Here is a 25,899-nt window from a genome sequence, read left to right on the forward strand (position 1 = left end):
GTACGACCGCCGGCATCCGCCGTCCAGCAGCGACACGGCAGAATGTAACCGTGGGGAACCTGACCGCGACCCGGCCGCCGCAGCCGTGGACCGCTCCGACCGCTTCCGACCCGGTGGCGGCGACGCTGCGCCTGCCCGGTTCCAAGTCGATGACCGCCCGCGCCCTGGTGCTCAGCGCGCTGGCCGCCGGCCCGTCGACGCTGGCCCGGCCACTGCGCGCCCGCGACACCGAGTTGATGGCCGCCGGCCTGCGGGCGATGGGCGCGCACGTCTCGATCAGCGACGACGAGCGCTGGCTGGTCCGACCGCACCCGCTGGTCGGCCCCGCGCACGTCGACGTGGGGCTGGCCGGCACCGTGATGCGGTTCGTGCCACCGGTGGCGGGCCTGGCCGACGGGCAGGTCACCTTCGACGGTGACCCGTACGTCCGCACCCGGCCACTCGGCCCACTGGTCGGCGCGCTGCGCTCGCTGGGCGTCCGGATCGACGTCACCGGCACGGGCAGCCTGCCGCTGACCGTGCTCGGCACCGGCCGGGTCACCGGAGGTGAGGTGGTCATCGACGCGTCCGCCTCCAGCCAGCTCGTCTCCGGGCTACTGCTGGCCGCCCCGCGCTTCGACCGGGGCGTCGTGGTGCGCCACGTCGGCCCGCCGGTGCCCTCCGCGCCGCATCTTCGGATGACCGTGCAGATGCTGCAGGCTGCCGGCGCGGCGGTCGACGACAGCACCCCCGACGTCTGGGCCGTCGAGCCCGGCCCGCTCACCGGGCGCGCCTGGGAGATCGAGCCGGACCTCTCCGGCGCGGTGCCGTTCTTCGCCGCAGCCCTGGTCACCGGTGGTGAGGTGACCCTCCAGGGCTGGCCGCACAGCAGTGCACAACCGCTCGAGCAGCTCCGCTCGCTGCTGCAACGGATGGGCGGCGAGGTCACCCTCTCCACCGACGGGCTGACCGTGCGGGGCACCGGCGTGGTGCACGGTCTGACCGCCGACCTGTCCGACGTCGGCGAGCTGACCCTGGTGCTGACCGCGCTGGCCATGCTGGCCGACTCACCGTCGGTCTTCACCGGCGTCGGGCACATCCGCGGCCACGAGACCGACCGGCTCGCCGCGCTGGCGCGGGAGTTCAGCGGGCTCGGTGCGGACATCACCGAGACACCGGACGGGTTGGAGATCCGGCCCCGCCCCCTGCGCGGTGGGACCTTCCGCACCTACCACGACCACCGGATGGCGCACGCCGCCGCGGTGACCGGGCTCGCCGTTCCCGGCATCGAGCTGGACGACGTGGGGTGTACCTCCAAGACGATGCCCGAGTTCCCGGCACTATGGTCAGCGATGGTGACCGGCAAGAGCTGACGCGAGAAGGGGACAGGTCCTGGCGACCAGACGGCGGGAGTACGACGAGGACGACGTACGGGTTCGGCCCGGTAAGTCGTCGCGTCCGCGTACGCGCACTCGACCCCAGCACGCCGACGCCGTGGACGGCTTCGTCATCGCCGTCGACCGGGGGCGCTACACCTGCGTGCTGTCCGGAGCCGAGCGCGGCGTGGTCGGGGCCGAGCTGCCCACGGTCACCGCGATGCGCGCCCGCGAGCTGGGCCGCAAGTCGGTGGTGGTGGGCGACCGGGTGAGCCTGGTCGGGGACACGTCCGGCGCGGAGGGCGCCCTGGCCCGCATCGTCCGGATCGCCGACCGTCGCTCGGTGCTGCGCCGCACCGCCGACGACGACGAGACCACCGCCGAGGGCCGGCTGGAACGGGTGGTGGTGGCCAACGCCCACCAGTTGGTGATCGTCAGCGCGTTGGCCGACCCGCCACCGCGTACCGGGTTCATCGACCGCTGCCTGGTGGCCGCGTACGACGCGGACGTCGAGCCGCTGCTCTGCCTCACCAAGGCCGACCTGGCCGGGCCGGAGGAGGTGCTCGGCTACTACACCGAGCTGGAGCTGCCGTACGTGCTGAACCGCCCGGACTCCGACCTGGGCGCGCTGCGCGCGCTGCTCAGCGGCCGGGTGTCGGTGCTGGTCGGGCACTCCGGGGTGGGTAAGTCGACGCTGGTCAACCGACTCGTCCCGGACGCGCTGCGCGCGGTCGGTGTGGTGAGTGCGATCGGCCGTGGTCGGCACACCTCCACCAGCGCGGTGGCGCTTCGACTGCCACCGGTGCCCGGGGTGGACACCGACCCGGGCTGGATCATCGACACCCCGGGCATCCGCAGCTTCGGGTTGGCCCACGTGTCCGCCGACAGCCTGCTGCACGGCTTCCCGGACCTGGTCGAGGGCACCGTCGACTGCCCGCCCAACTGCCAGCACACGACGGACGAGACCGACTGCGCGCTCGACGCCTGGGTGGCCGCCGGCAAGGCCGATCCGCGCCGGCTGGCGTCGTACCGCCGGCTGCTCGCCTCGCGTGCCGGCGAGGGTGACGCGCGCGGTGAGAGCGACCAGCGCGGGCCGGGCGAGGGCGACCGGCGCGGGCCCGACGAGTGAGCCGGCGGGCGTCGGCTAGGTTGCCGGGATGACCGGGTACGCCGACGACCTCGCCCTCGCCCACCTGCTCGCCGACCGGGCCGACGCCATCTCCACGGCCCGGTTCCGCGCGCTCGACCTGCACGTCGAGGCGAAGCCCGACCTGACTCCCGTCTCCGACGCGGACACCGCCGTGGAACGCGAGATCCGCGCCCTGCTGGCCGAGCACCGACCGACGGACGGGCTGCTGGGTGAGGAGTACGGCGCCGAGCCGTCCACCGACCCGGACGGCCGCCGATGGATCATCGACCCGATCGACGGCACCAAGAACTTCGTCCGCGGCGTGCCGGTCTGGGCCACCCTGATCGCGCTCTACGACGGCGACCGGCCGGCCGTCGGCGTGGTGTCCGCGCCGGCGCTGGGGCGACGTTGGTGGGCGAGCGCGGGCGCGGGCGCGTACGCCGGTCCCGGTCCGGCCGCCGGCGAGCCGATCGGGGTGTCGTCGGTGCGCGGAATCGACGACGCCAGCTTCTGCTACTCGTCACTCGACGGGTGGGAGCGCGCCGGTCGGCTCGACGCGATGCTCGATCTGATGCGGGCCAGCTGGCGCAGCCGGGCGTACGGCGACTTCTACGGCTACATGCTGCTGGCCGAGGGGGCACTGGACGTGATGGTCGAGCCGGAGCTGTCGCTGTGGGACGTGGCGGCGTTGGTGCCGATCATCACTGAGGCGGGTGGCACGGTCACGGATCTGGCCGGTCGACGGGCCCCGGCCGGGGCGCCGGGCACCGACAGCAGTCTGGTGGCCACCAACGGTGTGCTGCACCGCGACATCCTCACCAGGCTCGATCGCCCAGCCGAGCGCTGACCCCCGGCAACCTCTATCCTCGCCAGGTGGTCTCCTCCGGCTGGTGTTTTCTCGCGACGATGATCGTCGCGTACGGCTTCGCCAACCTTCTCCAGTCGGTGGCCGCGGCCCGCACCACGGTTCACCACACCTTCGATCCGGGCCTGCTGCTGCGCCTCGCCGGGCACCGGACGTACCTGATCGGTCTGGGCTGCCAGATCGGCGGCTTCGTGTTCGCCTTCCTGGCCCGGCGGGACCTTCCGCTGTTCCTCGTGCAGGCCAGCGTGGCGGCCGGGCTCGGGGTGACCGCGATCCTCGGCGTGCTGGTGCTGAAGTGGCGACTACCGGCGGCGGAGGTGGTGTTGCTGGCGTTGCTCTTCGCCGGGATCACCGCGTTGGTGCTGTCCGCCCGCCCGGCACCGTCGCGGCAGCTCGGCACGGCTGGCTCGATCGCCCTGCTGGTGGCTCTCGGCGTCATCGCGGTGCTCGGTGTCTTCGCCGTCCGACTGCACGGGGCACCGGGTTCGGTGGCGCTCGGCTCGCTCGCCGGGTTGGCGTTCAGCTCGGCCGCGGTCGCCGCCCGGCCGCTGGCATCCGCGTCGTCGGCCGAGGCGTTCCTCACCGACCCGCTGTTCTACCTGCTGATCGCCCACTCGATCGTCGGTCAACTGCTGCTCGGCCTGGCCATGCAGCGGGGCTCGACGACCGCGGCGGTCGCCGCGATGGACGCCGCCGGCGCGGTGCCGGCCGCGATCGTCGGCCTGCTGCTGCTCAACGACAAGATCTGGCCGGGCCGGGAGTGGCTGGCGGCCGTCGGCTTCCTGGTGACCCTGACCGCGGTGATCGGGCTGACCCGGTACGCGGAGCCGCAGCAGCAGCGCTCGGCGCCGCGTGGCCGGGACCGCGCAATGGTCGCCGTGACCCGTTCCGGCTGACTAGGCCTCGACCGGCTTGCGGCGGCTCACCACCCGCTCGTAGAGGCGCTCCAACGCGCCCGCGGTCCGCTCCCACGTGTAGCTGCTGCGGACCCGGTCCACCGCGGCGTGCCCGTACGCGAACCGGCCAGCGTTGTCCGCGAGCAGCCGACGCAGCGAGACTCCGAGTGCCCGCACGTCCCCGGGAGGAACCAGTCGGCCGGTGACCTCGTCGACGACGGCGTCCGCCAGGCCGCCCATGGCGTAGCCGATGACCGGTACGCCGCAGGCCATCGCCTCCAGCGAGACCCGACCGGCCGAGGAGTAGTGCGGTGTGCAGGCGACCACGTCCGCCGACCGGTACCAGGTGGCCATCTGGTCGTGCGGAACCGCCCCGACGAGCCGTACCTGGTCGGCGACGCCGATCTGCTCGGCGAGCTCGCGAAGCCGCCGCGCCTCGGCGTGGTTGGCGAGTTGGTCGGTCGGCGGCCCACCGGCGATCACCAGTTCGGCGTCGCCGACCAGCCGCATCGCCCGGATCAGGTCCTCCTGTCCGTGCCCTGCCGAGAGCGAGCCCACCGAGAGGATGCGGGCCCGCTGTTCGCGGGGTGCCGCCTCGCCGTCGGGGTGGAACTGCTCGATGTCGACACCGGCCGGCACCAGCGCGACGGAGCTGCGTTGCAGACCCATCCGGGTCAGCTCGTCGACCTCGTCGTTCGACTGGGCGACGGCGATGTCGACCGCCCGGGTCAGCGCCCGTTCCAGCGTGATCCGCTCCCCCGGCCCGTCGTAGTGGCCGCCCAGGTGCCGTAGCTGCTCGACGCCGAGCGAGTGGAACGTCTGCACCACCGGGATGTCGGTCTCCCGAACGGCGTGCGCGGCGGCCAGACCACCGACCCAGTAGTGCCCGTGCACCACCTCGGGTCGCCAGGCGCCGGACCACTCGTCGGTCAACCAGCGGCCGAACTCCGTCACGTACGGAATCAGCTCGGCGGTGGAGAGCGGAGTGGGCGGGCCGGCGGGCACCCGGTGCACCTGGTAGCCGTCGACGTCGACCGTCGCCGGCAGTCCTGGGTCGTCCCTGCGGTCGTAGAGCCGTACGTCGTGGCCCCGTTCGGCCAACTCGGCGGCGACCCGCGCGATGTGCTGGCGGGTGCCGACCGGCGGGCCGTCGGCGTGGCGGTACGAACTGGCGTGCGCGCAGACGAGGCCGACGCGCATGGGTCACCTCCCTGCGATCTTTCCTCGGCAGTGGTCCTCCCGGTCAGAGCGTCCCATTAACCCCCGGACCCGGAGCCGAAACCTGGCAGATCAGGAAGAGTCCCCCTGAGTGCCGCCGACACTTGCGCCACAGCAAGCACAAACGGCACAACAGGCGACAGTTCGATGATGATCGACAACCGGCTGGTGGTATGAGCAGGCCCGGGCGGGGGTACCGCCCAGGAATGCCGCTGACCCGCACCCTCGACGATTCGACCGTTGTGATCACCGGCGCGTCCAGCGGGATCGGCACGGCGACCGCGTACGCGTTGGCCCGCCGGGGCGCCGCCGTCGTGCTGGCCGCCCGCAGCGAGCCGGCCCTGCGACAGGTCGCGCACCAATGCTGGGAGTTGGGCGGCCGGGCACTGGTCGTACCGACCGATGTGACCGATCTGGAGGCGGTGCGACGGTTGGCCGATCGGGCGGCGGCTGAGTTCGGCCGGATCGACGCCTGGGTGAACAACGCCGCGGTGGGTGCGGTGGGCCTGTTCGACGAGATCCCGGTCGCCGAGTTCCGCCGCGCGCTGGAGGTCAACCTGCTCGGGACGGTGCACGGCATCAAGGCCGCGCTGCCCTACCTGGAGGCGGCCGGCGGCGGCGTGCTGGTCAACAACGCCTCGGTGCTGGCCGAGGTGGCGATGCCGTACCAGTCGGCGTACAACGCCACCAAGCACGGCATCCGGGGGTTGGCCGACACGGTCCGGCAGGAGCTGCGGGTCACCGGTCGCGGTCAGATCTCGGTCTGCACCGTGCTGCCGGCCACCATCGACACCCCGTTCTTCCGGCACGCGGCGAACCACACCGGCCGCGAACTGGTGCCACCACCCCCGATCTACCCGCCGGAGGTGGTCGCCGAGACCATCGTCCGGCTGCTGCGTCGGCCGCGCCGGGAGGCGTACGCCGGTGGCGCGGCCCGGCTGCTCGGTCTCCAGTGGCGGCTGGCGCCCGCGCTGGTCGAGCGCACCCTCGGCTGGTACGCCCACCGCACCCAGTTCGGTCCAGGGGCTCGGGTGGACAGCACCGGCAACGTGTTCCACACCGACGCCGACGCCCGCCGGGACGGCGGCTGGCACGGCCGACGGCGTCAGTTGGTGCGAATGACCGCGGCGTTCGGCCTGGCCGCGGCCGGCACGGCGGTCGGCACCATGGCGGCGATCAACCGCCGGTCCCGGTCGGTCCGCTGATGACCGCCACCGAGCGCCCGAACGCGCGAGCCGTGACCGGCGCGCAGGACGAGGCGATCGCGGCGAACTGTCTCGTGGAGGTCGACGAGTCGTCGGCGGTGGTCCGGTTGACGGGTGTGCTCGACGCCGCCGGAGCCGAGGGGGTACGCCTCGCACTGCTCGCCCGACTCGCCGACCGGCCCGGTCCGGTGGTCGCGGACGTGACCGGGCTGCGGGTGGTCGACCCGACCGGGCGGAGCGTCTTCGCCGAGGTTCGCCGGGAGGTCGCCGACTGGCCGGCGGCGGATCTGCTGCTGTGTGACCCGGCGGTCGACCGGCCCGACCACACGGACACCGAGCGGTCGGCCGCCTCGACCACGGTGGCCGGGGAACCGGGCGAACCGACGACGGTGGCCGGGGTGCCGGCCTGGCCTACGGTGGACGGCGCGCTGGCCGCGGTCGCGGCGACGCCACTGGCGGCGGTGCTCACCGTCGACCTGGCCCCGACGGTGGTAGCCGCCCGGCAGGCCCGTGAGCTGGTCAGCACCGGTTGCCGACGCTGGGGCGTGGCGACGTTGATCGACCCGGCGTGCATCGCGATCACCGAAATGGTCAACAACGTGGTGGCGCACGCCCGGACCCCGATGACGGTCCGGCTCGCCCCTCAGGACAGCACCCTGCACCTGGCCGTTCGCGACCACTCGCCGCACCTGCCGACGTTCGCCGGCCTCTCCCCGCCGGATCGAGCCGGCGGTCGTGGTCTGCTGCTGATCGACACGATGGCCCGTCGCTGGGGCAGCAGCGCCATAGGGGACGGCAAGGTCGTCTGGTGTGTTCTGCACCCGGACGACGAGGTGGCCCACCTCGACTGACGGGATGTTCCGTCCCCGGTGCCGGTTTCGCCACCGCACGGCCTACGGTGCTCCGGTTATGGCGGGAGGGCAGCGGGTAGTGGTCAGACATGCGCGACAACGAGTACCCGACCCCCGTGTCCGACACCGAGGCGCAAGGCCTGCCCGACACCGCCGATGACGACTCGACCGCCAACGACGACGTGCTCACCGGGCGCGAGGCGGACGGCCCGGACCCGGCCCAGCTGCCCGGCGACCGGACGCCGGTCGCGGTGGACCGGTTCGGGACGACCGCCGAGGAGCAGCTCGACGGGGAGTCGTTGGACTACAAACTCGAACGAGAGGTCTACGAGCGGCCGGCGGACGACCCGCTGGCGGGGACGATCGACCCGAAGATCGCCTTCGAGGCGGACAACCTGGAGGCCGCCGCGGAGGCCCAGTTGGACGCCGACGTGATGGACCCCGGGCCGACCTCGGACCCGAACTCACCGGTGTCCCTCTACGACCACGGTCAGCTCGGCACGGTCGCCGACGCCACGGTCGGCCGGCTGGTCGAGCCGGACGAGGGGTCGCACACCGACCAGGAGACCGACTCGGTGGCGTACGACGCGGGTTCGGCCGGCGGCGGGGCGACCGCCGAGGAGTTGGCCATCCACGAGACGGAGCCGCCCCGCTCGGTCTGACCGGCATGTTCGCCGCCGTTCCCGGTGACGTCCTGATCCCGGCTCAGTCGTCCAGGCCACGTTCGATGGCGTAACGGGTCAACTCGACCCGGTTGTGCAGTTGCAGTTTCCCCAGGGTGTTCTGCACGTGGTTCTGGACCGTGCGGTGCGACAACCCGAGCCGCTGCGCTATCTGCTTGTACGACAGCCCCTTCGCCACCAACCGCAGCACCTCGGTCTCCCGGTCGGTGAGCCGGGGCGTGGCGGGCTCCGCGCCGCCGCCCGGATCGGCCTGACCCGGGCCGGCGGCCAGCCGGCGGTACTCGCCGAGGACGAGCCCGGCCAGGCCGGGGGTGAAGACCGTGCCCCCGGCGGCGGTACGGCGGACCGCGTCGAGGAACTCGGCGGGCGCGGTCGACTTCACGAGGTAACCGGCGGCTCCCGCCTTGACGGCATCCAGCACGCTCTGCTGTTCGCCGCTGGCGCTGAGCATCAGCACCCGCACGTCGGGCAGGGCCGCACGCAGGCCCAGGATCACCTCGACCCCGGAGATGTCCGGTAGTTGCAGGTCGAGGACGACCACGTCGGGCCGGGCGGCGGCCGCCACCCGGACGGCCTGTCGCCCCTCGCCGCTGGTCGCCACCACCAGGAAGCCCGCCTCGGTGAGGTCGCGGGCGACGCCTTCCCGCCACATCGGATGGTCGTCGACCACCATCACCCGGGTCGGGGTCACCGCTGCGCCCTCGGCACGGTCAACTCGATCTCGGTGCCAGCGTCGGGGGCGGACACGATCCGTACCGTCCCGCCCACGTCGGCCACCCGACCCCGGATGGACTGGGTCACGCCGAGCCGGCCCTGCGCGGCAGCCTCGGCCAGCCGGCCGGCCGGGATGCCCGGCCCCTCGTCGCGGATCGACACGGTCACCGTCGCCCCCTCGTCCTCGATCAACACCCAGGCCCGCCCGCCGGCGTGCCGCCCCACGTTGTCCAGGGCCGCGCCGGTCGCGGCGGCCAGCTCACCGGCCACCCGCCGAGGCAGCGGCACCGGAGTGGCCGGTGCGGAGAGCGCCACCGCCGTCGAGGCGTACCGGTTGAGCAGGGTCCGCAGGTCCACCGCCGCCGCCTCGGCGCCGGCCGGGAGCGCGGCGGCGGCCGGGTCGGTGCCGGCGATCAGCGCCCGCAACGCGGCCTCCTGCTCGCCCGCCAACCGGGCCAGCTCGCCGGCCTCGCCGGGCAGGTCGGCGCCCCGCCGCTGCACCAGCGCCAGCACCTGGAGCACCGAGTCGTGGATGCCCCGGGCCAGCCTCTCCCGCTCCCGGGTGGCTGCCTCCAGCTGCACCGCGCGTTGCAGCCGCTCCTCGGCGCCCACCGCGAGCCGGGCCACGTGCCCCACCACCACTCCGGCGAGCAACATCAGGATCACGCCGGTGAACGAGGACTGGCCGATCCGCTCCCGGGTGGCCAGGTCCGCGCCGGCCACCAGCAGCGCGGCGATCGTGCCCCGCCGCCGGCCGCCGGAGACGGCCCAGGCCAGCACCGGGCCGGCCATCCAGGCAACCCCCATGGTGGGTACGCCGCTGCCGAGCGCCGCCCGACCGACCACCCACGGGGTGGCCAGTACGACGGCCAGCACCACGCCGAGGTCGGCCAGCAGCAGTGGCCAGCGCCGCCAGGCCGGCCGGGCGTACCCGATCGCGGTCGCCCCGGTCCACGCCGACATCACCAGGATCAGGGCACCGACGGCGTACGGGTGGGCGTACCGGTCGACGTCGCGCACCGCGAGCACGCAGACGTACGCCAGGGACGCCACCCGGAACACCGTGAGCGCACGCCACAGCGGCACCTCGAATCCACCCGGCGGCGACGGCATGGCGGTCAGGATGCCACAACCGGGCCAGCCGCATGGCGGGCAGCGAGTGCGGTTCGGGAAACCCTGACGTACGGTGGAAAAGCCGCGAAGTACTCCGAGATCCGCCGCCGGGACGGGCCCATGACCAACGCAGATCCGCACGCACCGCGTACGGTTGTGCCCATCGAACCTGCCCTCCTGATCGCCGACGCCTTCGACCAGGCCCAGGTGACCGAGATTCGACACTCGGTCACCTCGTGCGCGCATGCCTGCGGGCTCACCGGGCAGCGGCTGGACGACTTCGTGCTCGCGATCAACGAGCTGATCACCAACGCGGTCCGGCACGGTGGCGGGCGCGGATGGCTGCGGCTCTGGCACGAGGCGGACGCGCTGATCTGCGAGGTGGCCGACCACGGGCACGGGATCAGCCCACAACGGCTGGGCGACCGCAGCCGGCCGGCCCCGGACACCGCCGGCGGCTGGGGCCTCTGGCTGGCCCGCGAGCTGACCGATGCCATGGAGGTCGTCACCAGCACCGCCGGCACCACCGTCCGCGTCACCACCGGTCTCGTCAGCCACGACCGCACCACGTACTGATCCCCGCGACCGAGCCGCGTGATCGCGTGGCTCAGCCGAAGAGCGCGGAGACGGACTCGCCGTTGTGGATCCGACGCATGGCCTCGGCCAGGGCCGGCGCCACCGACAGGACCTGCAGCTCAGGCACCCGCTTGGCGGCCGGAATGGGCACCGTGTTGGTGCAGACGATCTCCAGGACGCCGTCCTGCTGGCTGAGCCGCCGCAGGGCGTCGTCGGAGAAGAGGCCGTGCGTGCAGGCGAGCCGGATCGACCGGACCTTCAGCCCACGCAGATGCTCCATCAACTCGACCACCGTGCTGCCCTTGGCGATCTCGTCGTCCAGCACGATGACGTCCCGGTCGGTCACCTCGCCGATCACCGCACTGATCTTGACCAGGTCGTCGCTGAACCGCTGCTTCGCCCCGGCCGCGACCGGCGTACCGAGCAGCCGGGCGAAGGCCGCCGCCTCCTTGGCGTTACCCAGGTCGGGTGAGACCACCACGGTGTTGCTCAGGTCGTAGCGCTGGAAGTGGGTGGCCAGCTCACGCAGCGCGTGCAGGTGATCCACGGGGACGCTGAAGAAGCCGTGCACCTGCGGCGAGTGCAGGGTCATCGCGAGCACCCGGTCCGCCCCGGCCGACGTGAGCAGATCGGCGACCAGTCGGGCGCCGATCGAGATCCGTGGCGCGTCCTTCTTGTCCGATCGGGCGTACGCGTAGTGCGGCAGCACCACCGTGATCCGGCCCGCGGAGGCACCCCGCGCCGCGTCGATCATCAGCAACAACTCGACCAGGTTCTCCTGCACCGGCGGCACCAGCGGCTGGATCAGGAAGACGTCCCGCTCCCGGCAGTTGGCCTGCAACTGCACTTCCAGGCAGTCGTTCGCGAACCGGGAGACCCGCACCGGATGCAGCGGCACCCCCAGGTGGGCGCAGATCTCGGCAGCCAGGTCGGGATGGGCAGTTCCACTGAAAACGGCGATGTCGCGCACGTTCGCACATCGTAGGCGACGCGGACGGCGGCGGGCGGCGGCGGGCCGGAACCGACCGTGACACAGCTCGCACCACGCCGTCGGTCCACGGTGACCCCCCAGTACGTCACCGCCATCGGCCAGGGCACCAGGGGTGGACGGTGGGATGACCGCCAACGGGCTGCTCATGCAGTTCCTCGCCGACGTCCTCGAAGTGCCGGTGGTCCGGTCCGGATCACCGAGACCACCTGCCTGGGCGCCGCGTACGCGGCCGGGCCGGCGGTCGGCTTCTGGCCCGACCTGGCCACCCTGCGGGCGCAGTGGCACTCCGACGCCCAGTGGGAGTCGACCATGGCGCTGGAGTTGCGTGACCGGGAGCTACGCCAGTGGCGCAAGGCCGTCCAGCGCACCCTGGACTGGGTGGACTGACCTCAGCGGCCGGTGCGGACCCGCGCCACGAACGCGCGCCAGGCCGCCGGCGCGAAGGTGAGGACGGCGCCGGCGCGGTCGGTGGAGTCCCGGACCAGCACCTGGTCCGGGAGATTGTCGGCCACCTCGACGCAGGTGTCGCCGCCGTTGCCGGACCGGGTCGACACGCGCCACCGAGGGGTGGGGGCGGAGTTCACAGCTCGTTCACCAGCTTTCCGATCAGCTCGACGGACACGCTCGCCGGCAGGGCCTCGCCCAACAGGGTGTCCCACATCGTCCTGATGGTATCCACGGTGTCGGGCCGGTCGACGATCTGGCCGAAGACGCCGTCGACGTAGGCCACCTCGTCGCCGCCGGGCAGCGCGGCCAGCACGAAGCCGCCGGCCAGCCCGGCGTGCGCGCCCACCCCGGCGGGGATCACGTAGAGCCTGACGTGGGGCAGGGTGGCCAGCTCGGCCAGCCGTTCCAACTGGGCGAGTTGGACGTCCCGATCGCCGACCACTCGGCGCAGCGCGGCCTCGTCGACGACCGCGGTGAACCGCTTCGGGGCCGGGCCGGTCAGCAGCTCCTGGCGGGCGAGCCGGCCGGCGACCAGCTGGTCGACCTGCTCCGGGGTGTGGGTGCCCTGGGCGCTGAGCACCGCGTGCGCGTACGCCTCGGTCTGGAGCAGGCCCGGCACCAGCGACGGTTGAACGGTGCGGAGGGTGACCGCCTCGGCCTCGATCGCTCGCCACGGCGAGAACCAGGCCGGCGGCTCCTGCCGGGCCGCCACCGCCAGCAACTCGGTCAGCAGCCCGCCGGTGTCCAGCGCCGCGTCCGCCGCCTCGGCGAACTGCGGGGTGGGCCGGCGCCGCCCGGTCTCGATCGCCGCGATGGTGGACGGACTCCACCTGATCAGCTCCGCGAGGGCCTCCTGCGAGACGCTCGCACCGGCCCGGGCCGCCTTGAGCGCCCTGATCCACATGTCGCCGTTCATCCGACCGCCCCAGACTCCACGAAGGGTGACGGGTCCATCCTCGATGGTGATGAGGGTTAGGTCCAGCAGGTGCGGCGAAAGGGCGGTGTCCCGGTCACTCCCAGCGGTTGCCCGTGAGCTTCTCGTAGACGTCGATGTAGCGCGCCCGGGTCGCCTCGACCACCTCGGCCGGCAGGTCCGGGGCCGGGCCCTGCTTGTCCCAGCCGCTCCCGGTGGCCCAGTCCCGCACGTACTGCTTGTCGTAGGAGAACTGCACCCGGCCCGGCTGGTACGACTCGGCCGGCCAGAACCGCGACGAGTCGGAGGTGAGCAGCTCGTCGGCGAGGACCAGCGTGCCGTCCGGCGCCCAGCCCAGCTCGAGCTTGGTGTCGGCGACCAGGATGCCCCGGTCGGCGGCCAGCTCGGCGCCGCGCCGGTAGACGTCGAGGGTGATCTGTCGCAGTCGCTCGGCGGTCGCCTCGCCCACCTTGTCCACCACGTCGTCGTACGTGATGGGTTCGTCGTGCTCGCCCATCGGCGCCTTGCTCGACGGTGTGAAGATCGGCTCGGGCAGGATCGACGCCTCGCCCAGCCCGCGCGGCAGTGGTACGCCGGAGACGGCGCCGGTCCGCTCGTACTCCCGCAGGCCGCCGCCGGTGAGGTAGCCGCGAGCGACGCACTCGACCGGGAGCATGTCCAGCCGCTGGCACCGGATGGCCCGCCCGGCGAACTCGGCGGGCACGTCGGCGGCGGAGATGACGTGGTTCGGCACCAGGTCGGCGAGCTGCTCGAACCACCACAGCGAGAGTGCGGTGAGCAGGCGGCCCTTGTCCGGGATCGGCGTCGGAAGCGCAACGTCGTAGATCGAGATGCGGTCCGAGGCGACCAGGATCAGGTCCTCGCCGTCGGCGTAGATGTCCCGAGCCTTGCCAGAGTGCAGAAGTTCCACGCGCCCTAGTACACCATGCGGTGTCGGTCAGCCCGATTCGACCACCTGCGCGAGGGGGTGACCGGACGGACGTTGACACCCTCGTGCGCTGCCTGCGTGAATGGTCCGACCGCTGCCCCCGCAGGTCCAGGAGACCCCCGTGCCCGTTGTACGACCCCCGTTCGACCGCCTCGGCGCCGACCCGGGCCGACGCCGACTGCTCGGCGCGCTGCTCGGCGCTCCGCTGCTCGCGTCAGGTGGGCTGGCCGGATGCAGCGACGGCGCCACCACGTCGGCCCAGGACGGGCCGGTCGAGCTGTCGGTCTTCTGGTGGGGCAACGCCAAGCGGGCCGAGATCACCGAGAAGGTGCTGCGCCTCTACTCGGATCGCAACCCGCGGGTCACCTTCCGGGTCACCTGGCAGGGTGCCGAGGGCTACTACGACCGCCTGGCCACCCAGGCGGCGGGTGGGAACGTCCCGGACCTGATCCAGATCGACGACGCGATGCTGACCGAGTATGCCCAACGCCAGATCATCCTCGACCTCAGCGACCGGGTCGCCGACCACCATCTGGACCTGCGGGGCCTGCCGGAAGGGCTGGTCCGTTACGGCACGGTCGAGGGGCGGACGATGGCGGTGGCCAGCGGGCAGACCCACGTGAGCGTGGTCTTCAACCGGGACCTGCTGCGGGAGCTGCGGGTGCCGGAGCCACGTGGTGGGATGACCTGGGCCGAGTACATCTCCTGGGCGGGGCAGGTCACCGACGCCAGTGACGGCCAGGTGGCCGGCACCATGGACGCGTCCGGCGACTACCGGGCGCTCTGGCTCTGGCTGCGGTCGCAGGGCGGTGAGTTCTACCGGGGCAACCAGATCGGTTTCGGCGCGGACGAGCTGATCGCGTGGTTCGAATTGTGGCAGCAGGCCCGCGCCGAACGGGCCACACCGGGCGGGGCGCTGGTCGAGCAGGCGGACAGCGGGGAGCCGGGCCGGCAACCGGTGGTCACCGGGTTGACCGCCGCGTCCTTCGCCTGGTCCCATCAGCTGCCGGAGCTTCAGCGACTCACCGATGCCGAGCTGGGCCTGACCGGCCTGCCGGGGGCGCCCGGCGCGCAGTGGGCGCGGGCATCGATGTACTGGGCCGCATTCCGCGGCACCCGCCATCCGAACACCGTCGTCGACGTGATCAATTTCCTGACCACGAACGGCGAGGCCGGCACGGTCCTGGGCCACGAGCGCGGGCTGAACGCCAGCCTCGCTGTCCGCAGCTACGCCGAGGGCAGCATCACCGACCCGGCCCAGCGACGGGCCGCCGCGTTCGGCGCCAGCATCGCCGACCTGCTCGGGCCGGCGCCGGCGCCACCACCCCAGGGGCATGCCAAGGTGCGTACCCTGCTGGTCACTGCCGCCGAGCGCATCCGCGTCAAGCGGGACGGCACCCGGGAGGCCACCGCGCGTTTCCTGTCCCAGGCCATCGCGGCCCTCGCGGTGTGAGCACCGGCGGCCGGCCCCCGGGCCGGCTGCCCGAGACCCGGCGTCGCCTCGGCGTCGGTCAGCGGGGCGGACCGCCTCGCCGGTTGCGCATCAGACGCAGCACGAGGAACACGACGATCGCGACCACCACCAGGCAGCAGAGCAGCGGGAGGATCCCGAAACCGCCGCGGCCTCGCCGCCGGGCGGCCTCCACCACCAGCTCGCCAGTGCCCGTGGACGCCCAGGCCGCGACGGGCACGAAGACCGCCAGCACGGCCCCACCGAGGACCGCGCTGAGCCGGCCCCACCACTTACCGAAGGAAGACATGCGCCCATCCTCGCCGAAGGGCGCAACCTCGGCACGTCGGTCCACGCCGAATCACGGAGCCGAGATCGTGGGCAACGTTTCCGCAACGCCCCGGCAACGGTGATGATCTTTACATGAATCTCCGGAGGTGATCGGATTCAATCCATGGTCAACTCTGTAGGCAGTGCGCGGATCTCTCGCACCCGAAGATCTGCGGCGGCAGCGGTAGGCGTCACCCTCGTCGCCGCTCTCCTCACCCCGACGGCGGCGCACGGCGCCCCACCGCCTCCGGCGACACCCGCCGCCACCGGCAACGCACACCGCGCACCCGTCACGGTCACCCTGATCACCGGCGACCGGGTGACGGTGACCCCGGGCGTCAACGGCGCAACGCCCTCGGTGGACGTCACACGCGCGCCGGGCGCCACCGGCGCCGTACGGGTCTCCACCGAGGGCGGGGACACCTATGTGTATCCCGACGAGGCGATGCCCTACCTCGCGACCGGTCGACTCGACAAGCAACTCTTCGACGTCACCCAGCTGATCGCGCAGGGCTTCGACGACGCACGGGCCAGCGAACTCCCCCTGATCGTCACCCGCGCCACGGACTCGGCGACGCGCCGGACCGGCACCACGCTGCCGGGCGCGCAGACCACGCTGGAGCTTCCCTCGGTCCGTGGCGAGGCGATGCGCGCCCGCCGGTCGCAGGCGGCGGACTTCTGGTCCGCTCTCACCGGTGGTGGACAGTCACCGGCCGGCCTCCGCGCCGCCACCTCGGCCCCGTCCTTCACCGCGGGCGTCGACAAGGTGTGGCTCGACGGTAAGGCGAAGGCCGCTCTCGCCGACACCACCGCGCAGGTCGGCGCACCGGCGGCCTGGGCGGCCGGAGGCACCGGCAGCGGCGTGCGGGTCGCCGTCCTGGACAGCGGCGTGGACACCACCCACCCCGACCTCGTGGACCAGGTGGTGGCGTCCCGGAGTTTCATCCCCGGCCAGGACGTGATCGACCGCAACGGGCACGGCACCCACACCGCGTCCACCGTCGCCGGGACGGGCGCCGCCTCGGACGGCAAGGAGCGGGGTGTCGCTCCCGATGCCGACCTGGTGGTGGGCAAGGTCCTCGACGAGAACGGGAGCGGCTCGATCTCGGGGATCATCGCGGGCATGGAGTGGGCGGCGCGGACCGAGCACGCCAGGGTGATCAACATGAGCCTGGGCGTCAGCGCGTGGCACACGCAGGACGACCCGCTGAGCCAGGCCGTGAACCAGCTGACCGCCGAGACGGGCGCGCTCTTCGTCGTCTCCGCCGGCAACAGCGGTCCCGATCCGTACACCCTCGGCGCGCCGGGCACCGCCGACGCCGCGCTCACCATCGGCGCGGTGGACACCTCCGACCACCTGGCCGACTTCTCCAGCGTCGGGCCACGCACCAACGACGAGGCCCTCAAGCCCGACATGACCGCCCCCGGCGTGGACGTGCTGGCAGCGCGCTCGCAGCACATCCCCTGGGGCGAGGGCTACTACCGCGTGGACAGTGGCACCTCGATGGCCGCACCCCACGTCGCCGGGGCGGCTGCCCTGCTGGTGCAGAAGCACCCGACCTGGAGTGCGCGGCAGATCAAGGACGCGCTGATGAGCACCAGCGTCCGTACCCCGGACTACACCGCGTACCAGGCCGGCAGTGGTCGACTGAACGTGGCCGCCGCCTACCACCAGGACCAGGTCGTCGCGACCGGCTCGGTGGACGCCGGCCTCGTCCGGTGGGCTCCCGGCACCTCACCTCAGCCGATCACCCGGAAGATCACCTACACCAACACCACCGCCAACCCGGTCACCCTGGCTCTCGCCGTCGAGCACGGCGCCTCCTCCGCGGGGACGTTCACGGTGGCCGCCGACAGCGTCACGGTGCCGGCCCACGGCACCTCGACCGTCGACGTCGTGGTGGACCCGGAGGGCCTCCCCTCGGGCCGGTACTCCGCCCAGGTCACGGCCCGCTTCCCGGCCGGCGAGGTACACACGGCCGTCGGGATCGCCGTCGAGTCCAAGAAGTACGACCTCACCATCCGTCTGAAGGACCGCGCCGGTCGACCCATGAGCGGCGAGGTGGAGGTCGTCAGCGCCGAGACGGGCTCCACGTTCATGTGGGTCAGGGACGGAAAGCTCACCAGCCGCCTGGCCCCCGGCTCGTACACCGTCGTCGCCGCGGCGGACGTGGAGGGTCTGAACGGCCCCCGGTCCCTCGGCCTCGCGATGCTGACCGCCCCCGAGGTCGACCTGACGACCGACCGGGTCGTAGAACTCGACGCCGCACGGGCCCGCCAGGTGAAGGTGGAGACACCGCAGCCGACCGCCGTCGTCAACAGCAGGATCGACGTCTACCGCTCCTTCACGTCCGCCGAACCGACGCCCACCGACTGGAGTGCCCTGAAGGAGACCTTCTGGCCCGGTGCCACCTACGACAGCCTGTGGGCGCTCCCGACCAAGGGCAAGGTGAAGAAGGGCAGCTTCGTCCTCACCACCCGGATCCGCGCCGCGCAGACGCCACTGGCGATCAGCTATGACGGCGGTCGCCTCGGCGACCCCCTCGTGCAGCCGGGCTCGTCGGCACTGCCCGATGGCACGACTCGCCTGGACGCCGTCTTCGCGGGGTTGGGCGCGAAGACCGACTACGCCGGTGTGTCCGCCCGGGGCCGGGCCGTGGTCGTACGAGGCAGCGACTCGGTGACCCCGACGGACCAGGCGACGGCGGCGCACACCGCCGGCGCGGCGATGCTCCTCGTGGTCAACGACCGCGACGGTCGCAGGAGCGACTGGTACGGCAACCCCGACGGGGTCACGCCCGGGCAGGTCCCGGTCGCCTCGGTGACCATGGACCAGGGCGAGGCGTTGATCCAGAAGATCACCACCGCCGGCCACAAACCGGTACGGCTGACCGTCGTGGCGCACCCGGCGGCGAAGTACCTGTACGACCTCGTCGACTACCACCGTGGAGGCGTGCCCGCGGACCCCTCCGCCAAGACCGGTCCCGGCAACCTCGCACGGATCGATCTCACCTTCTCCCCTCCGCCGGGCAAGCAGTCCAGCGAGACCCGGACGGACTACCCGCCGTACGAGTACGCGGCGGGACGTCCGTTCCCGTTCCAGCCGGTCGTGCCGGGGCCGCGTACCGACTGGGTCTCCGCAGGCGACGGCGTCAGGTGGATGCAGTACGCCGACGTCGCCGACTGGGCGCGGTCCAACACGGAGGCGATCGCCTACCGGCCGGGCAGTGTGCAGAAGGACCGCTGGTTCGGGCCCATCACCCGGCCACGCCTGCTCAGCACCGAGATCCCGTTCCGTGGTGAGACCGCCATGAGCGCCTACATCCAGGGGTTCGGCGATGCGGGGGCCGCGCACAGCGGCGGGGCCAGCATGTCGCAGATCGCCACGTTCTACCAGGGCGACAAGCAACTGACCCGGTTCGACGGCTGGCCGGAGGTCGGCGCGGGTGACCTGTCGCCGGAGAAACTGCCGTACCGGCTGGTCGTCGAGACCAAGGGCAAGCCGGAGTTCAGCCCGTACTCGACCGCCACGCACACCGAGTGGCGCTTCATCTCCGGCGGCGGCGCGGAGGTGCAGGCCATCCCGCTGGTCCAGCTGGACTACGGAACGGACGTGGACGCCGCCGGTCGCGCGAAGCGCGGGAGCGACTTCTCCATCACGCCCGTGGTGGTGGGCAGCACCGCCGCCCGGGACGCGGTGTCCTCGCTCCGGCTGGAGGTCTCCTACGACGACGGGAGGACCTGGCAGCGGCAGGACCTGAGGGAGAAGAAGGGCACCTGGCGGGTCTCCCTGAACGCGCCCCACCGGGCCGACTTCGTGTCGATCCGGGTCACCGCCGAGCAGCGCAACGGTGGCGGCGTCACGCAGACCGTCACGCGGGCCTTCGGCCTGAGGTAGCACCCGCGAAGGGCCGGCGCCTGCCAGGCGCCGGCCCTGTCGGGATCTCGCTTCTGGCAGAGGCACCAAACAAGCCCGGCCCCCACGCTGTGGGGGCCGGGCTCATATCATTTCCATTTGTAGCGGGGACAGGATTTGAACCTGCGACCTCTGGGTTATGAGCCCAGCGAGCTACCGAGCTGCTCCACCCCGCGTCGACTGGTTAAGACTAACCCATGCCGTCCCGGCGATGATCAGCGGGGTCACCGACCGCTGCCGGGGCGATGCCCGGAACGTTGAAAGCCCGCCTCCGGCAAACCGGAGACGGGCTTTCGTTCGTAGCGGGGACAGGATTTGAACCTGCGACCTCTGGGTTATGAGCCCAGCGAGCTACCGAGCTGCTCCACCCCGCGTCGGCTCGCTAACCGTAGCGCACCACCCCCGGGCCCCGCAAAACGACATCCGAATCCGCCGGATCGCGGTCCGGCACACCGTGGTCAACCAAGCCAGGCCCGGATGGCGGCGACCGCGCGCCGGCTGTCCCCGTCGACCTGCGCCCGCTGGCTGGAGGTGTTCTCCCAGCCCTGCTCCCAGAGAATGGTCACCACGTCGCCGACCCGGATCGCCCGGACCAGCCGCACGTCCTCCACACCGGTCGGGTCGCCGTTGATGTCCTGACCCGGGCTACGCATCTCGAACAGCACCGACTCGTCGCCGTACCCGCTGTCGGCAAACAGCCGCTGCCTGCTCAACACCTGTGCGTTGCCGCCCGACCGTTCCTGCTGCGGGCAGTCGCGCACCGCCCGCCGAAGCTCGTCCAGCAGGTCGTCGGCGCGCCCGGCCCGGTAGATGGTGATGGAGTGCGTGTAGGTGCCGTCCGGGACGTACCCCTCGCCCGGGTTCTGCGGCAGCTTGTAGACAACCTTTCTGGTCCGACCCTGCACGATCGCCGCCTCACTCGGGTAGTCGGCCCCACACAGTCCGGGCAGGACGTCCAGGTCCCGGAATTCCGGCGCGATGCCGATCTGGTTGGCCGCCGCGAGCTTGAAGAACGCCCGATCCGGGATGCTGGTCGGCGTCCTGGGCGGCGGCGTACCGGTGACGCCGGGAGGCGTCGCCGTCGTGCCGGAGGAGCGTCCGGGCGTTGTCGGCGAGGCGGGCGGTGATGGCGAACCGCCGGTCACGCTCGGCGACGGCGACACGGATGGCGACGCCGTCGGCGTGAGCGTGCCGGCCGGCGAGGGTACGGGCGCCGACTGCGGAGCGACCACCTGGGTCCCGACAGCCACGCCCACCACCACCAGGGCCACGGCAAGGGTGCTCCCGGCGGCACGCAGCCGGGCCCGCCGGTCCGCCTGGTGTCGCAGCACGTCGGGGACGCCCAGATCGCGAGCGTCGGCGTCGGCGGCGAGGGACCGGTACATCTCAGACAGTTCACGCGGGGACATCGGTGGCCTCCAGTTCCACGACGGCCAGATCGGGCAGCAACGCGGCGAGTCGGGCCCGGCCGCGGGAAAGCCACGACTTCACCGTGCCAACCGGCACGTCGACCTCTCGGGCGATCTCCTCGACTGGCATGTCGAAGAGGTAGTGCAGCGCCAACACCCGCCGGTGGGTTGCTGGCACCTGACGCAGTGCCTGGACCAGCAGCACGCTGTCCTCGTTGGGCGGCGGGACCGGCGGTGGAGGCCCGGCAAGCCGCAGCGCGCCACGCAGGCCGCCCAGCCGCCGCCAGCGGTCGGTCGCCAGGCGGGACACCACCAGCCGCAGCCACGCCTCCGGCGCCGGATGCGCCGACAGGCTCCCCCACTGCCGCCAGGCCCGGGCGTACGCCTCCTGCACCAGGTCCTGCGCCTCGTTGTGGTCGCTGGTGACCGCATAGCCGTACCGCACCATTCGCCGCGCTGTGCTGCGGTAGAAGTCATCAAAGCTCTGCGCGTCCCTCACGACTGCTCCCCTTCATCCCACCCCGTTGCAATGAGGACGGCGGACCGGTGCCGCAGGTTGCGGTCCGACCGAACCTGTCGGTGAGGTGACAGACGGGCACACCACCGGACGCGGCGGAGCCCCCGCCGTCCGGACCGGTGCGGTCCGACGACGAGGGCTCCGAGACGTGCTCCCCGCGGTGGTGGATCAGCCGCCGGGGCTCGGCGACGCGCCACCACTGGCAGTGCCGGCGGCCTGCTGCGCCTGCTGGAACGCGGTGAGCGCCTCGTCCAGGGCCTTCAGCGCACGCCCGTACCGCTCGAAGTCGCCGGACGTCTGCGCGGCCCGGACCTCGGTGATCGCGGTCTGCACCCGGTCCGCAGCGGCAGCCAGGTCACCGGCCGGAGGCGGGGTGCTGGCGCTCGGCGTCGGCGTCGGCGAGCCGGTCCCGGTGGGCGTGGGCGTCGGTGTCGGCGTCGTGGGGTTGCCCCCGGTGTTCGGGGGCGGCGACGTGCCCTGCCCGGCCTTCTTACCCTGCTCGACCAACTGCTTGATGCCGTCGTTGATGTTGTCGGCGAGCGCCACGAAGGAGCCACCGTCACCGTAGGAGAGCAGCACCTTCTGCAACAGCGGGTACGCGTCCTGCTGGTTGCTCTTCACGTAGACCGGCTCGACGTAGAGCATGCCGTCGGCGAAGGGCAGCGAGAGCAGGTTGCCGTACTGCACCTGCGCCTGGTTGCTGGACAGCAGGTTGAGCTGCTGACGGATGTTGGCGTTGTTGGTCATCTGCTGGTGCACCTGCACCGGGCCGGAGACCCGGGTCTGGTCCGGCAACTCCAGCACCTCCAGCCGCGGCTTCCCGTCGACGTACGACCCGGAGATCAGCGCGGCGAGGTTCTGCCGGCCGTTCGGGGTGACCGCGGAGGTGAGCTGGAACCGGGGGCTCTCCTGCCCCGGGAACTGGGTGAACAGGTAGTAGGGCGGCTGCTTCTGGCCGCTGTCCGGAGCGTCCGGCACGTTCGGCACCTGCCAGAAGTCCTGTGCCGAGTAGAAGTCGCCCGGGTTGGTCACGTGGAACTTGGTGAGCAGGTTGCGCTGCACCTTGAACATGTCCGCCGGGTAGCGGAAATGCTCGTTCAGCTCCACCGGGATGTCAGCCTTCGGCTGGATCAGGTCACCGCCGAACGCCTTGTTCCATGCCTTGAGCACCGGGTCGGTGTCGTCGTACTCGTAGAGCTTGACGGTGCCGTCGTACGCGTCGACGGTCGCCTTCACCGAGTTACGCATGTAGTTCACGTTCTCCCGGGCCAGCTGGAACGTGCCCCGGTTGGTCAGCTCGTCGGTCGTCTCGGTCTGCAGGTTGACCCGCTCGGCGTACGGGTAGCTGGCCGCCGTGGTGTAACCGTCGACGATCCACTGCACCCGACCGTCCACCACCGCCGGGTACGGGTCACCGTCCAGGGTGAGGAACGGCGCGACCTTCTCCACCCGGTCCCGGGGGTTGCGCACGTAGAGCAGCTTGGAGTCCTTGTTGATCGCCTCGGCGAGCAGGAAGTTCGACTCCTGCTCCTTGATGGCGTACAGCAGGCGCCGGGCGAAGGAGCCGATCTCGACGCCGCCCTCGCCGGTGTAGGTGTAGGACTCGCCGCCACCCTCACCGACCGGCCGGTCGAACTCGGCCTTCTTGTTCGGGTCGGACTGCCCGACGATCGCGTAGTCGTCCGCCGCCATCCGCTCGCCGTAGTAGATCCGCGGCTGCTTGGCCGTGATCTGCTCGGTCTGCGAGGAGCACGCCTCCTGGGTCTTCTCGCCGAGGAAGCCGGAGACGAAGAACGGCTGCCCGCCGCAGACCACCTGGTTCGCCGGGGCGGCCACCAGCCCGTACCCGTGGGTGTAGACGGTGTGCCGGTTGATCCAGGTGTTCTGCTGATCGGTCAGCTCGCCGTAGTTGATCTCCCGGACGCCGACCACGTAGTCGGAGACCTTGCCGTTCACCCCGTACCGGTCGATGTCCAGCTTGGGGCCGAAGTCGTAGAAGCCACGCACCTGCTGGAGCTGGGTGTACGTCTCGCTGACCAACTGCGGGTCGAGCAGGCGCACGTTCGGCACCACCGACGTGTCGGTGGCCAGGCTCGCCGGCGGGGTGAGGTTGTTCGCCGCGTACGGGGTCGTCTCGGTGACCCCCAGCCCGAACGCCGCCCGCGTCGCGTCGATGCTGCGCTGGATGTACGGCGCTTCCTTGTCCTTCGCGCTCGGCTTCACCTCGAAGGTCTGCACCGCCCAGGGGTAGATGCCACCGATGGCCACCGCGGAGACGCCGAGCAGCGCCAGCGAGATGCCCGGCCAGACCAGGTTCCGCATCCAGGCGTTGGAGAAGACGATGATCGCGATCGCCACCACGATCGAGATGTAGGCCAGGATCTCCTTCGCCGGCAGCAGCGCGTTGACGTCCGCGTAGCCGGCGCCGTACAGCTTGACGCCCTCGTTGTACTCCAGCAGCATCGCCCGCCGGTCCAGCACGTACGCGATGGCCTTCAACAACACGAAGACGGCGACCAGGCTGCTCAGGTGCGCGCGGGCCGCGTTGCTCATCCGGTCCCCGACGCCCTGCAGGCGAACCCCGCCGAACAGGTAGTGCACGGCCAGCGCGCCGATCACCGCCAGCACCACCGCGGTGAAGGCGACCCCGAGCAGGTAGCGCCAGAACGGCAACTGGAAGACGTAGAAGCCGATGTCCACCCCGAACTCCGGGTCCTTGATCCCGAAGTCACCGCCGTTGCGGAAGAGCATCCACTGGTTCCACCGGTTCTGCGCGGAGAGGCCGGCGAAGAGCCCGACCACCGCGGCGGTCAGCGCGATCCAGGTGCCGAGTCGCGGGCTGAGCACCATCCGGTAGCGCTCCAGGGTCGCCTGCTCCACCGAGTGCGGACGCAGCCGCGGACGCAACCGGTGTGCCAGCCACAGGTTGCCACCGACGAACACCGCCATGCCGAGCCCGACGGCGAGGAACAGCGCCAGCCGGGTGAGCAGGACTCCGGTGAACACCTCGGTGTAGCGGACCTCGTCGAACCAGAGCCAGTCGGTCCAGGCCTGGACACCCCACCCGAGCAGGGTGAAGAGCACGAACACCCCGACCAGGACAGCGATGGTGACGCGCCCGCGCCGGCTCATCCTCGGAAGGGGGCTGCTGCTACGCATGACCACTGTTGGCTCCGCACGCTCGATGTGATCGGCTCCGACCAGGCACCCAGAGTACGGGGTGATCCTGAACGTGTCGGGGCACGGTCACATCGGTCAGCAACGGGTCGGCTGGCCGCCCCCGCGCAACGTCTCCAGAGCGGTCAGTGCCTCGTCCAACGAACCCACCCGCAACAGCGGCAGATCCGGCTGTGGATTGCGGACCGCTTCGGCGCAGTTGTCCGCCGGCACCAGGAACACCTTCGCCCCGGCACGCTTCGCGCCGACCAACTTCTGCGCGATCCCGCCGATCGGGCCGACCGCGCCCTCGTCGTCGATGGTGCCGGTGCCGGCGATGACCTGACCGCCGGTGAGATCCGCCGGGGTCAGCTTGTCCACGATCCCCAGGGCGAACATCAGACCGGCGCTCGGCCCGCCGATGTCCCCCAGGTCGATGCCGAGCGTGAACGGGTGCGGCTGCTGCTGGTCGATCTCGACACCGATCCGCGGTCGGCCGTCCTGCTCCCGACTCGTCACCGCGACGGTGGCCGGCACGCCGTCCCTGGTGTAACCGATGGTCAACGCCGTGCCGACGGGCTTGGCCCGGACCAGCTCGGTGACCTTCGAAGCCACCGGCACCGGCTGACCGTCGACAGAGGTGATCACGTCGCCGGCCTTGAGCGCCCCGGCTGCCGGACCGTCCCCGGACACCGTCTTGACGACCACCTGCACCGGGAAGCCCAACTCCCGCAGCGCGGCGGTCTCCGCGCTGGTCTGCGACGCCTTGAAGTCCTCGGCGTTGCGCTGCTCGACCTGCTCCGTCGACTCCCCCGGTGGGTAGACCAGCTCCCGTGGCACCACCGCCTCGTCGTCGGAGAACCAACCCGCGATCGCTCCCCGCAGCCGAACCGTGGGCTGCACACCCACCGTGGTCAGCCGCAGCTGGCCGGCGGAGGTCGAGGTCTCCCGCCCGGAGATCTGGATGACCTCCTTGCCGTCGGCCGTACCGAGGGTGTTGACCGTCGGGCCGGGTCCGAGCACCACGTACGGGATCGGAACCCGGAGCACCCCGATGCTCAGCAGGGCGGTGAACAGGGCACCGAGCAGGACCGTCAGGCCACGACGTCTCATGCCGCAGAGCGTACCGACCGGCCGGGTGCCGCCCGCCGGATGCGCCACACGACTTCGCCCTCAGCGCAACGCCAGCGGCGGCGACCTGGGGCGCGGCCCGCGT

At 71.9% G+C, this 25,899-nt stretch carries 22 protein-coding genes, 2 tRNA genes and 1 pseudogene; 11 read left to right on the forward strand and 14 right to left on the reverse strand.

Annotation, left to right across the window (positions count from 1 at the left end; all coding sequences use genetic code 11):
- Positions 1–50: 50 nt before the first annotated feature.
- From aroA to ABGB10_RS24130, 4 genes are all read left to right on the forward strand, one after another.
- On the forward strand, positions 51–1,352 hold the full coding sequence (gene aroA / locus ABGB10_RS24115; RefSeq protein WP_347663229.1) for a 3-phosphoshikimate 1-carboxyvinyltransferase: 1,302 nt from the start codon (positions 51–53) through the stop codon (positions 1,350–1,352).
- Between the two features lie 121 nt (positions 1,353–1,473).
- Positions 1,474–2,484: a ribosome small subunit-dependent GTPase A gene (gene rsgA, locus ABGB10_RS24120; protein WP_347663230.1), complete on the forward strand. Its 1,011-nt coding sequence runs from the start codon at positions 1,474–1,476 to the stop codon at positions 2,482–2,484.
- Positions 2,485–2,512: 28 nt separating this feature from the next.
- Positions 2,513–3,331, forward strand: a complete 819-nt coding sequence (hisN, locus tag ABGB10_RS24125; RefSeq protein WP_347663231.1) for a histidinol-phosphatase — start codon at positions 2,513–2,515, stop codon at positions 3,329–3,331.
- A gap of 59 nt (positions 3,332–3,390) precedes the next feature.
- The gene (locus tag ABGB10_RS24130) at positions 3,391–4,245 is read left to right on the forward strand and encodes a hypothetical protein (RefSeq protein ID WP_347663307.1); all 855 of its coding nucleotides are present in this window, start codon (positions 3,391–3,393) and stop codon (positions 4,243–4,245) included.
- Here the strand turns inward: ABGB10_RS24130 and ABGB10_RS24135 are convergent, their stop codons facing one another.
- Positions 4,246–5,445 carry a glycosyltransferase gene (locus tag ABGB10_RS24135; protein WP_347663232.1) on the reverse strand — a complete coding sequence of 400 codons (1,200 nt, stop codon included), beginning with the start codon at positions 5,443–5,445 and terminating at the stop codon, positions 4,246–4,248.
- A 224-nt stretch (positions 5,446–5,669) separates the two neighbouring features.
- On the opposite strand from ABGB10_RS24135, the gene ABGB10_RS24140 reads away from it, so the two are divergent.
- From ABGB10_RS24140 to ABGB10_RS24150, 3 genes are all read left to right on the forward strand, one after another.
- A complete protein-coding gene (locus tag ABGB10_RS24140) occupies positions 5,670–6,668 on the forward strand; it encodes an SDR family oxidoreductase (protein ID WP_347663233.1) in 999 nt (332 codons plus the stop codon).
- Entirely contained in the window at positions 6,668–7,519 is an 852-nt protein-coding gene (locus ABGB10_RS24145) for an ATP-binding protein (RefSeq protein ID WP_347663234.1), read from the forward strand. The genes ABGB10_RS24140 and ABGB10_RS24145 overlap by 1 nt, the downstream gene beginning before the upstream one ends.
- A gap of 89 nt (positions 7,520–7,608) precedes the next feature.
- Positions 7,609–8,181 carry a DUF5709 domain-containing protein gene (locus tag ABGB10_RS24150; protein ID WP_145779102.1) on the forward strand — a complete coding sequence of 191 codons (573 nt, stop codon included), beginning with the start codon at positions 7,609–7,611 and terminating at the stop codon, positions 8,179–8,181.
- A 43-nt stretch (positions 8,182–8,224) separates the two neighbouring features.
- Here ABGB10_RS24150 and ABGB10_RS24155 read toward each other — a convergent pair whose 3' ends face one another.
- Together ABGB10_RS24155 and ABGB10_RS24160 are read right to left on the reverse strand one after the other, a co-directional pair.
- Positions 8,225–8,875 (reverse strand): response regulator transcription factor, encoded by a 651-nt coding sequence (locus ABGB10_RS24155; RefSeq protein WP_347663308.1) that lies wholly within the window; start codon positions 8,873–8,875, stop codon positions 8,225–8,227.
- Between the two features lie 14 nt (positions 8,876–8,889).
- Positions 8,890–10,029 (reverse strand): DUF5931 domain-containing protein, encoded by a 1,140-nt coding sequence (locus tag ABGB10_RS24160; RefSeq protein ID WP_347663235.1) that lies wholly within the window; start codon positions 10,027–10,029, stop codon positions 8,890–8,892.
- Between the two features lie 120 nt (positions 10,030–10,149).
- Here ABGB10_RS24160 and ABGB10_RS24165 point away from each other — a divergent pair, with 120 nt between their 5' ends.
- Positions 10,150–10,605, forward strand: a complete 456-nt coding sequence (locus tag ABGB10_RS24165; RefSeq protein WP_347663236.1) for an ATP-binding protein — start codon at positions 10,150–10,152, stop codon at positions 10,603–10,605.
- 31 nt (positions 10,606–10,636) lie between these two features.
- On the opposite strand, the gene ABGB10_RS24170 is transcribed toward ABGB10_RS24165, so the two are convergent.
- Positions 10,637–11,575 carry a ribose-phosphate pyrophosphokinase gene (locus ABGB10_RS24170; RefSeq protein ID WP_145779099.1) on the reverse strand — a complete coding sequence of 313 codons (939 nt, stop codon included), beginning with the start codon at positions 11,573–11,575 and terminating at the stop codon, positions 10,637–10,639.
- 133 nt (positions 11,576–11,708) lie between these two features.
- On the opposite strand from ABGB10_RS24170, the pseudogene ABGB10_RS24175 reads away from it, so the two are divergent.
- Positions 11,709–11,983 (forward strand): annotated as a pseudogene (locus ABGB10_RS24175) (FGGY-family carbohydrate kinase); the annotation flags it as partial.
- A gap of 2 nt (positions 11,984–11,985) precedes the next feature.
- Here the strand turns inward: ABGB10_RS24175 and ABGB10_RS24180 are convergent.
- The 3 genes from ABGB10_RS24180 to ABGB10_RS24190 all read right to left on the reverse strand — a co-directional run bounded on the left by ABGB10_RS24180 (position 11,986) and on the right by ABGB10_RS24190 (position 13,887).
- On the reverse strand, positions 11,986–12,150 hold the full coding sequence (locus tag ABGB10_RS24180; protein ID WP_347663237.1) for a DUF397 domain-containing protein: 165 nt from the start codon (positions 12,148–12,150) through the stop codon (positions 11,986–11,988).
- A 26-nt stretch (positions 12,151–12,176) separates the two neighbouring features.
- On the reverse strand, positions 12,177–12,959 hold the full coding sequence (locus ABGB10_RS24185; protein ID WP_347663238.1) for a helix-turn-helix transcriptional regulator: 783 nt from the start codon (positions 12,957–12,959) through the stop codon (positions 12,177–12,179).
- A gap of 94 nt (positions 12,960–13,053) precedes the next feature.
- The gene (locus ABGB10_RS24190; RefSeq protein ID WP_347663239.1) at positions 13,054–13,887 is read right to left on the reverse strand and encodes a phosphoribosylaminoimidazolesuccinocarboxamide synthase; all 834 of its coding nucleotides are present in this window, start codon (positions 13,885–13,887) and stop codon (positions 13,054–13,056) included.
- Positions 13,888–14,026: 139 nt separating this feature from the next.
- Here ABGB10_RS24190 and ABGB10_RS24195 point away from each other — a divergent pair, with 139 nt between their 5' ends.
- On the forward strand, positions 14,027–15,358 hold the full coding sequence (locus ABGB10_RS24195; protein WP_347663240.1) for an extracellular solute-binding protein: 1,332 nt from the start codon (positions 14,027–14,029) through the stop codon (positions 15,356–15,358).
- Between the two features lie 58 nt (positions 15,359–15,416).
- Here ABGB10_RS24195 and ABGB10_RS24200 read toward each other — a convergent pair whose 3' ends face one another.
- Complete coding sequence (locus tag ABGB10_RS24200; protein ID WP_328848880.1) at positions 15,417–15,665, reverse strand: hypothetical protein; 249 nt, start codon at positions 15,663–15,665, stop codon at positions 15,417–15,419.
- 144 nt (positions 15,666–15,809) lie between these two features.
- On the opposite strand from ABGB10_RS24200, the gene ABGB10_RS24205 reads away from it, so the two are divergent.
- A complete protein-coding gene (locus ABGB10_RS24205) occupies positions 15,810–19,583 on the forward strand; it encodes a S8 family serine peptidase (protein ID WP_347663241.1) in 3,774 nt (1,257 codons plus the stop codon).
- Positions 19,584–19,703: 120 nt separating this feature from the next.
- Here ABGB10_RS24205 and ABGB10_RS24210 read toward each other — a convergent pair.
- The 6 genes from ABGB10_RS24210 to ABGB10_RS24235 all read right to left on the reverse strand — a co-directional run bounded on the left by ABGB10_RS24210 (position 19,704) and on the right by ABGB10_RS24235 (position 25,796).
- Positions 19,704–19,777 (reverse strand) — tRNA-Met (locus tag ABGB10_RS24210).
- A 124-nt stretch (positions 19,778–19,901) separates the two neighbouring features.
- Positions 19,902–19,975, reverse strand: a tRNA-Met gene (locus ABGB10_RS24215).
- A gap of 84 nt (positions 19,976–20,059) precedes the next feature.
- On the reverse strand, positions 20,060–20,986 hold the full coding sequence (locus tag ABGB10_RS24220) for a hypothetical protein (protein WP_347663242.1): 927 nt from the start codon (positions 20,984–20,986) through the stop codon (positions 20,060–20,062).
- A gap of 10 nt (positions 20,987–20,996) precedes the next feature.
- Positions 20,997–21,509, reverse strand: coding sequence for a SigE family RNA polymerase sigma factor (locus ABGB10_RS24225; RefSeq protein ID WP_347663243.1), 513 nt, complete (start codon positions 21,507–21,509; stop codon positions 20,997–20,999).
- 186 nt (positions 21,510–21,695) lie between these two features.
- Entirely contained in the window at positions 21,696–24,686 is a 2,991-nt protein-coding gene (locus ABGB10_RS24230; RefSeq protein WP_347663244.1) for a UPF0182 family protein, read from the reverse strand.
- 96 nt (positions 24,687–24,782) lie between these two features.
- On the reverse strand, positions 24,783–25,796 hold the full coding sequence (locus ABGB10_RS24235) for a PDZ domain-containing protein (RefSeq protein WP_347663245.1): 1,014 nt from the start codon (positions 25,794–25,796) through the stop codon (positions 24,783–24,785).
- Between the last annotated feature and the right edge of the window lie 103 nt (positions 25,797–25,899).

Source organism: Micromonospora sp. B9E7 (assembly GCF_039871815.1).
Taxonomy (GTDB): Bacteria; Actinomycetota; Actinomycetes; order Mycobacteriales; family Micromonosporaceae; genus Micromonospora.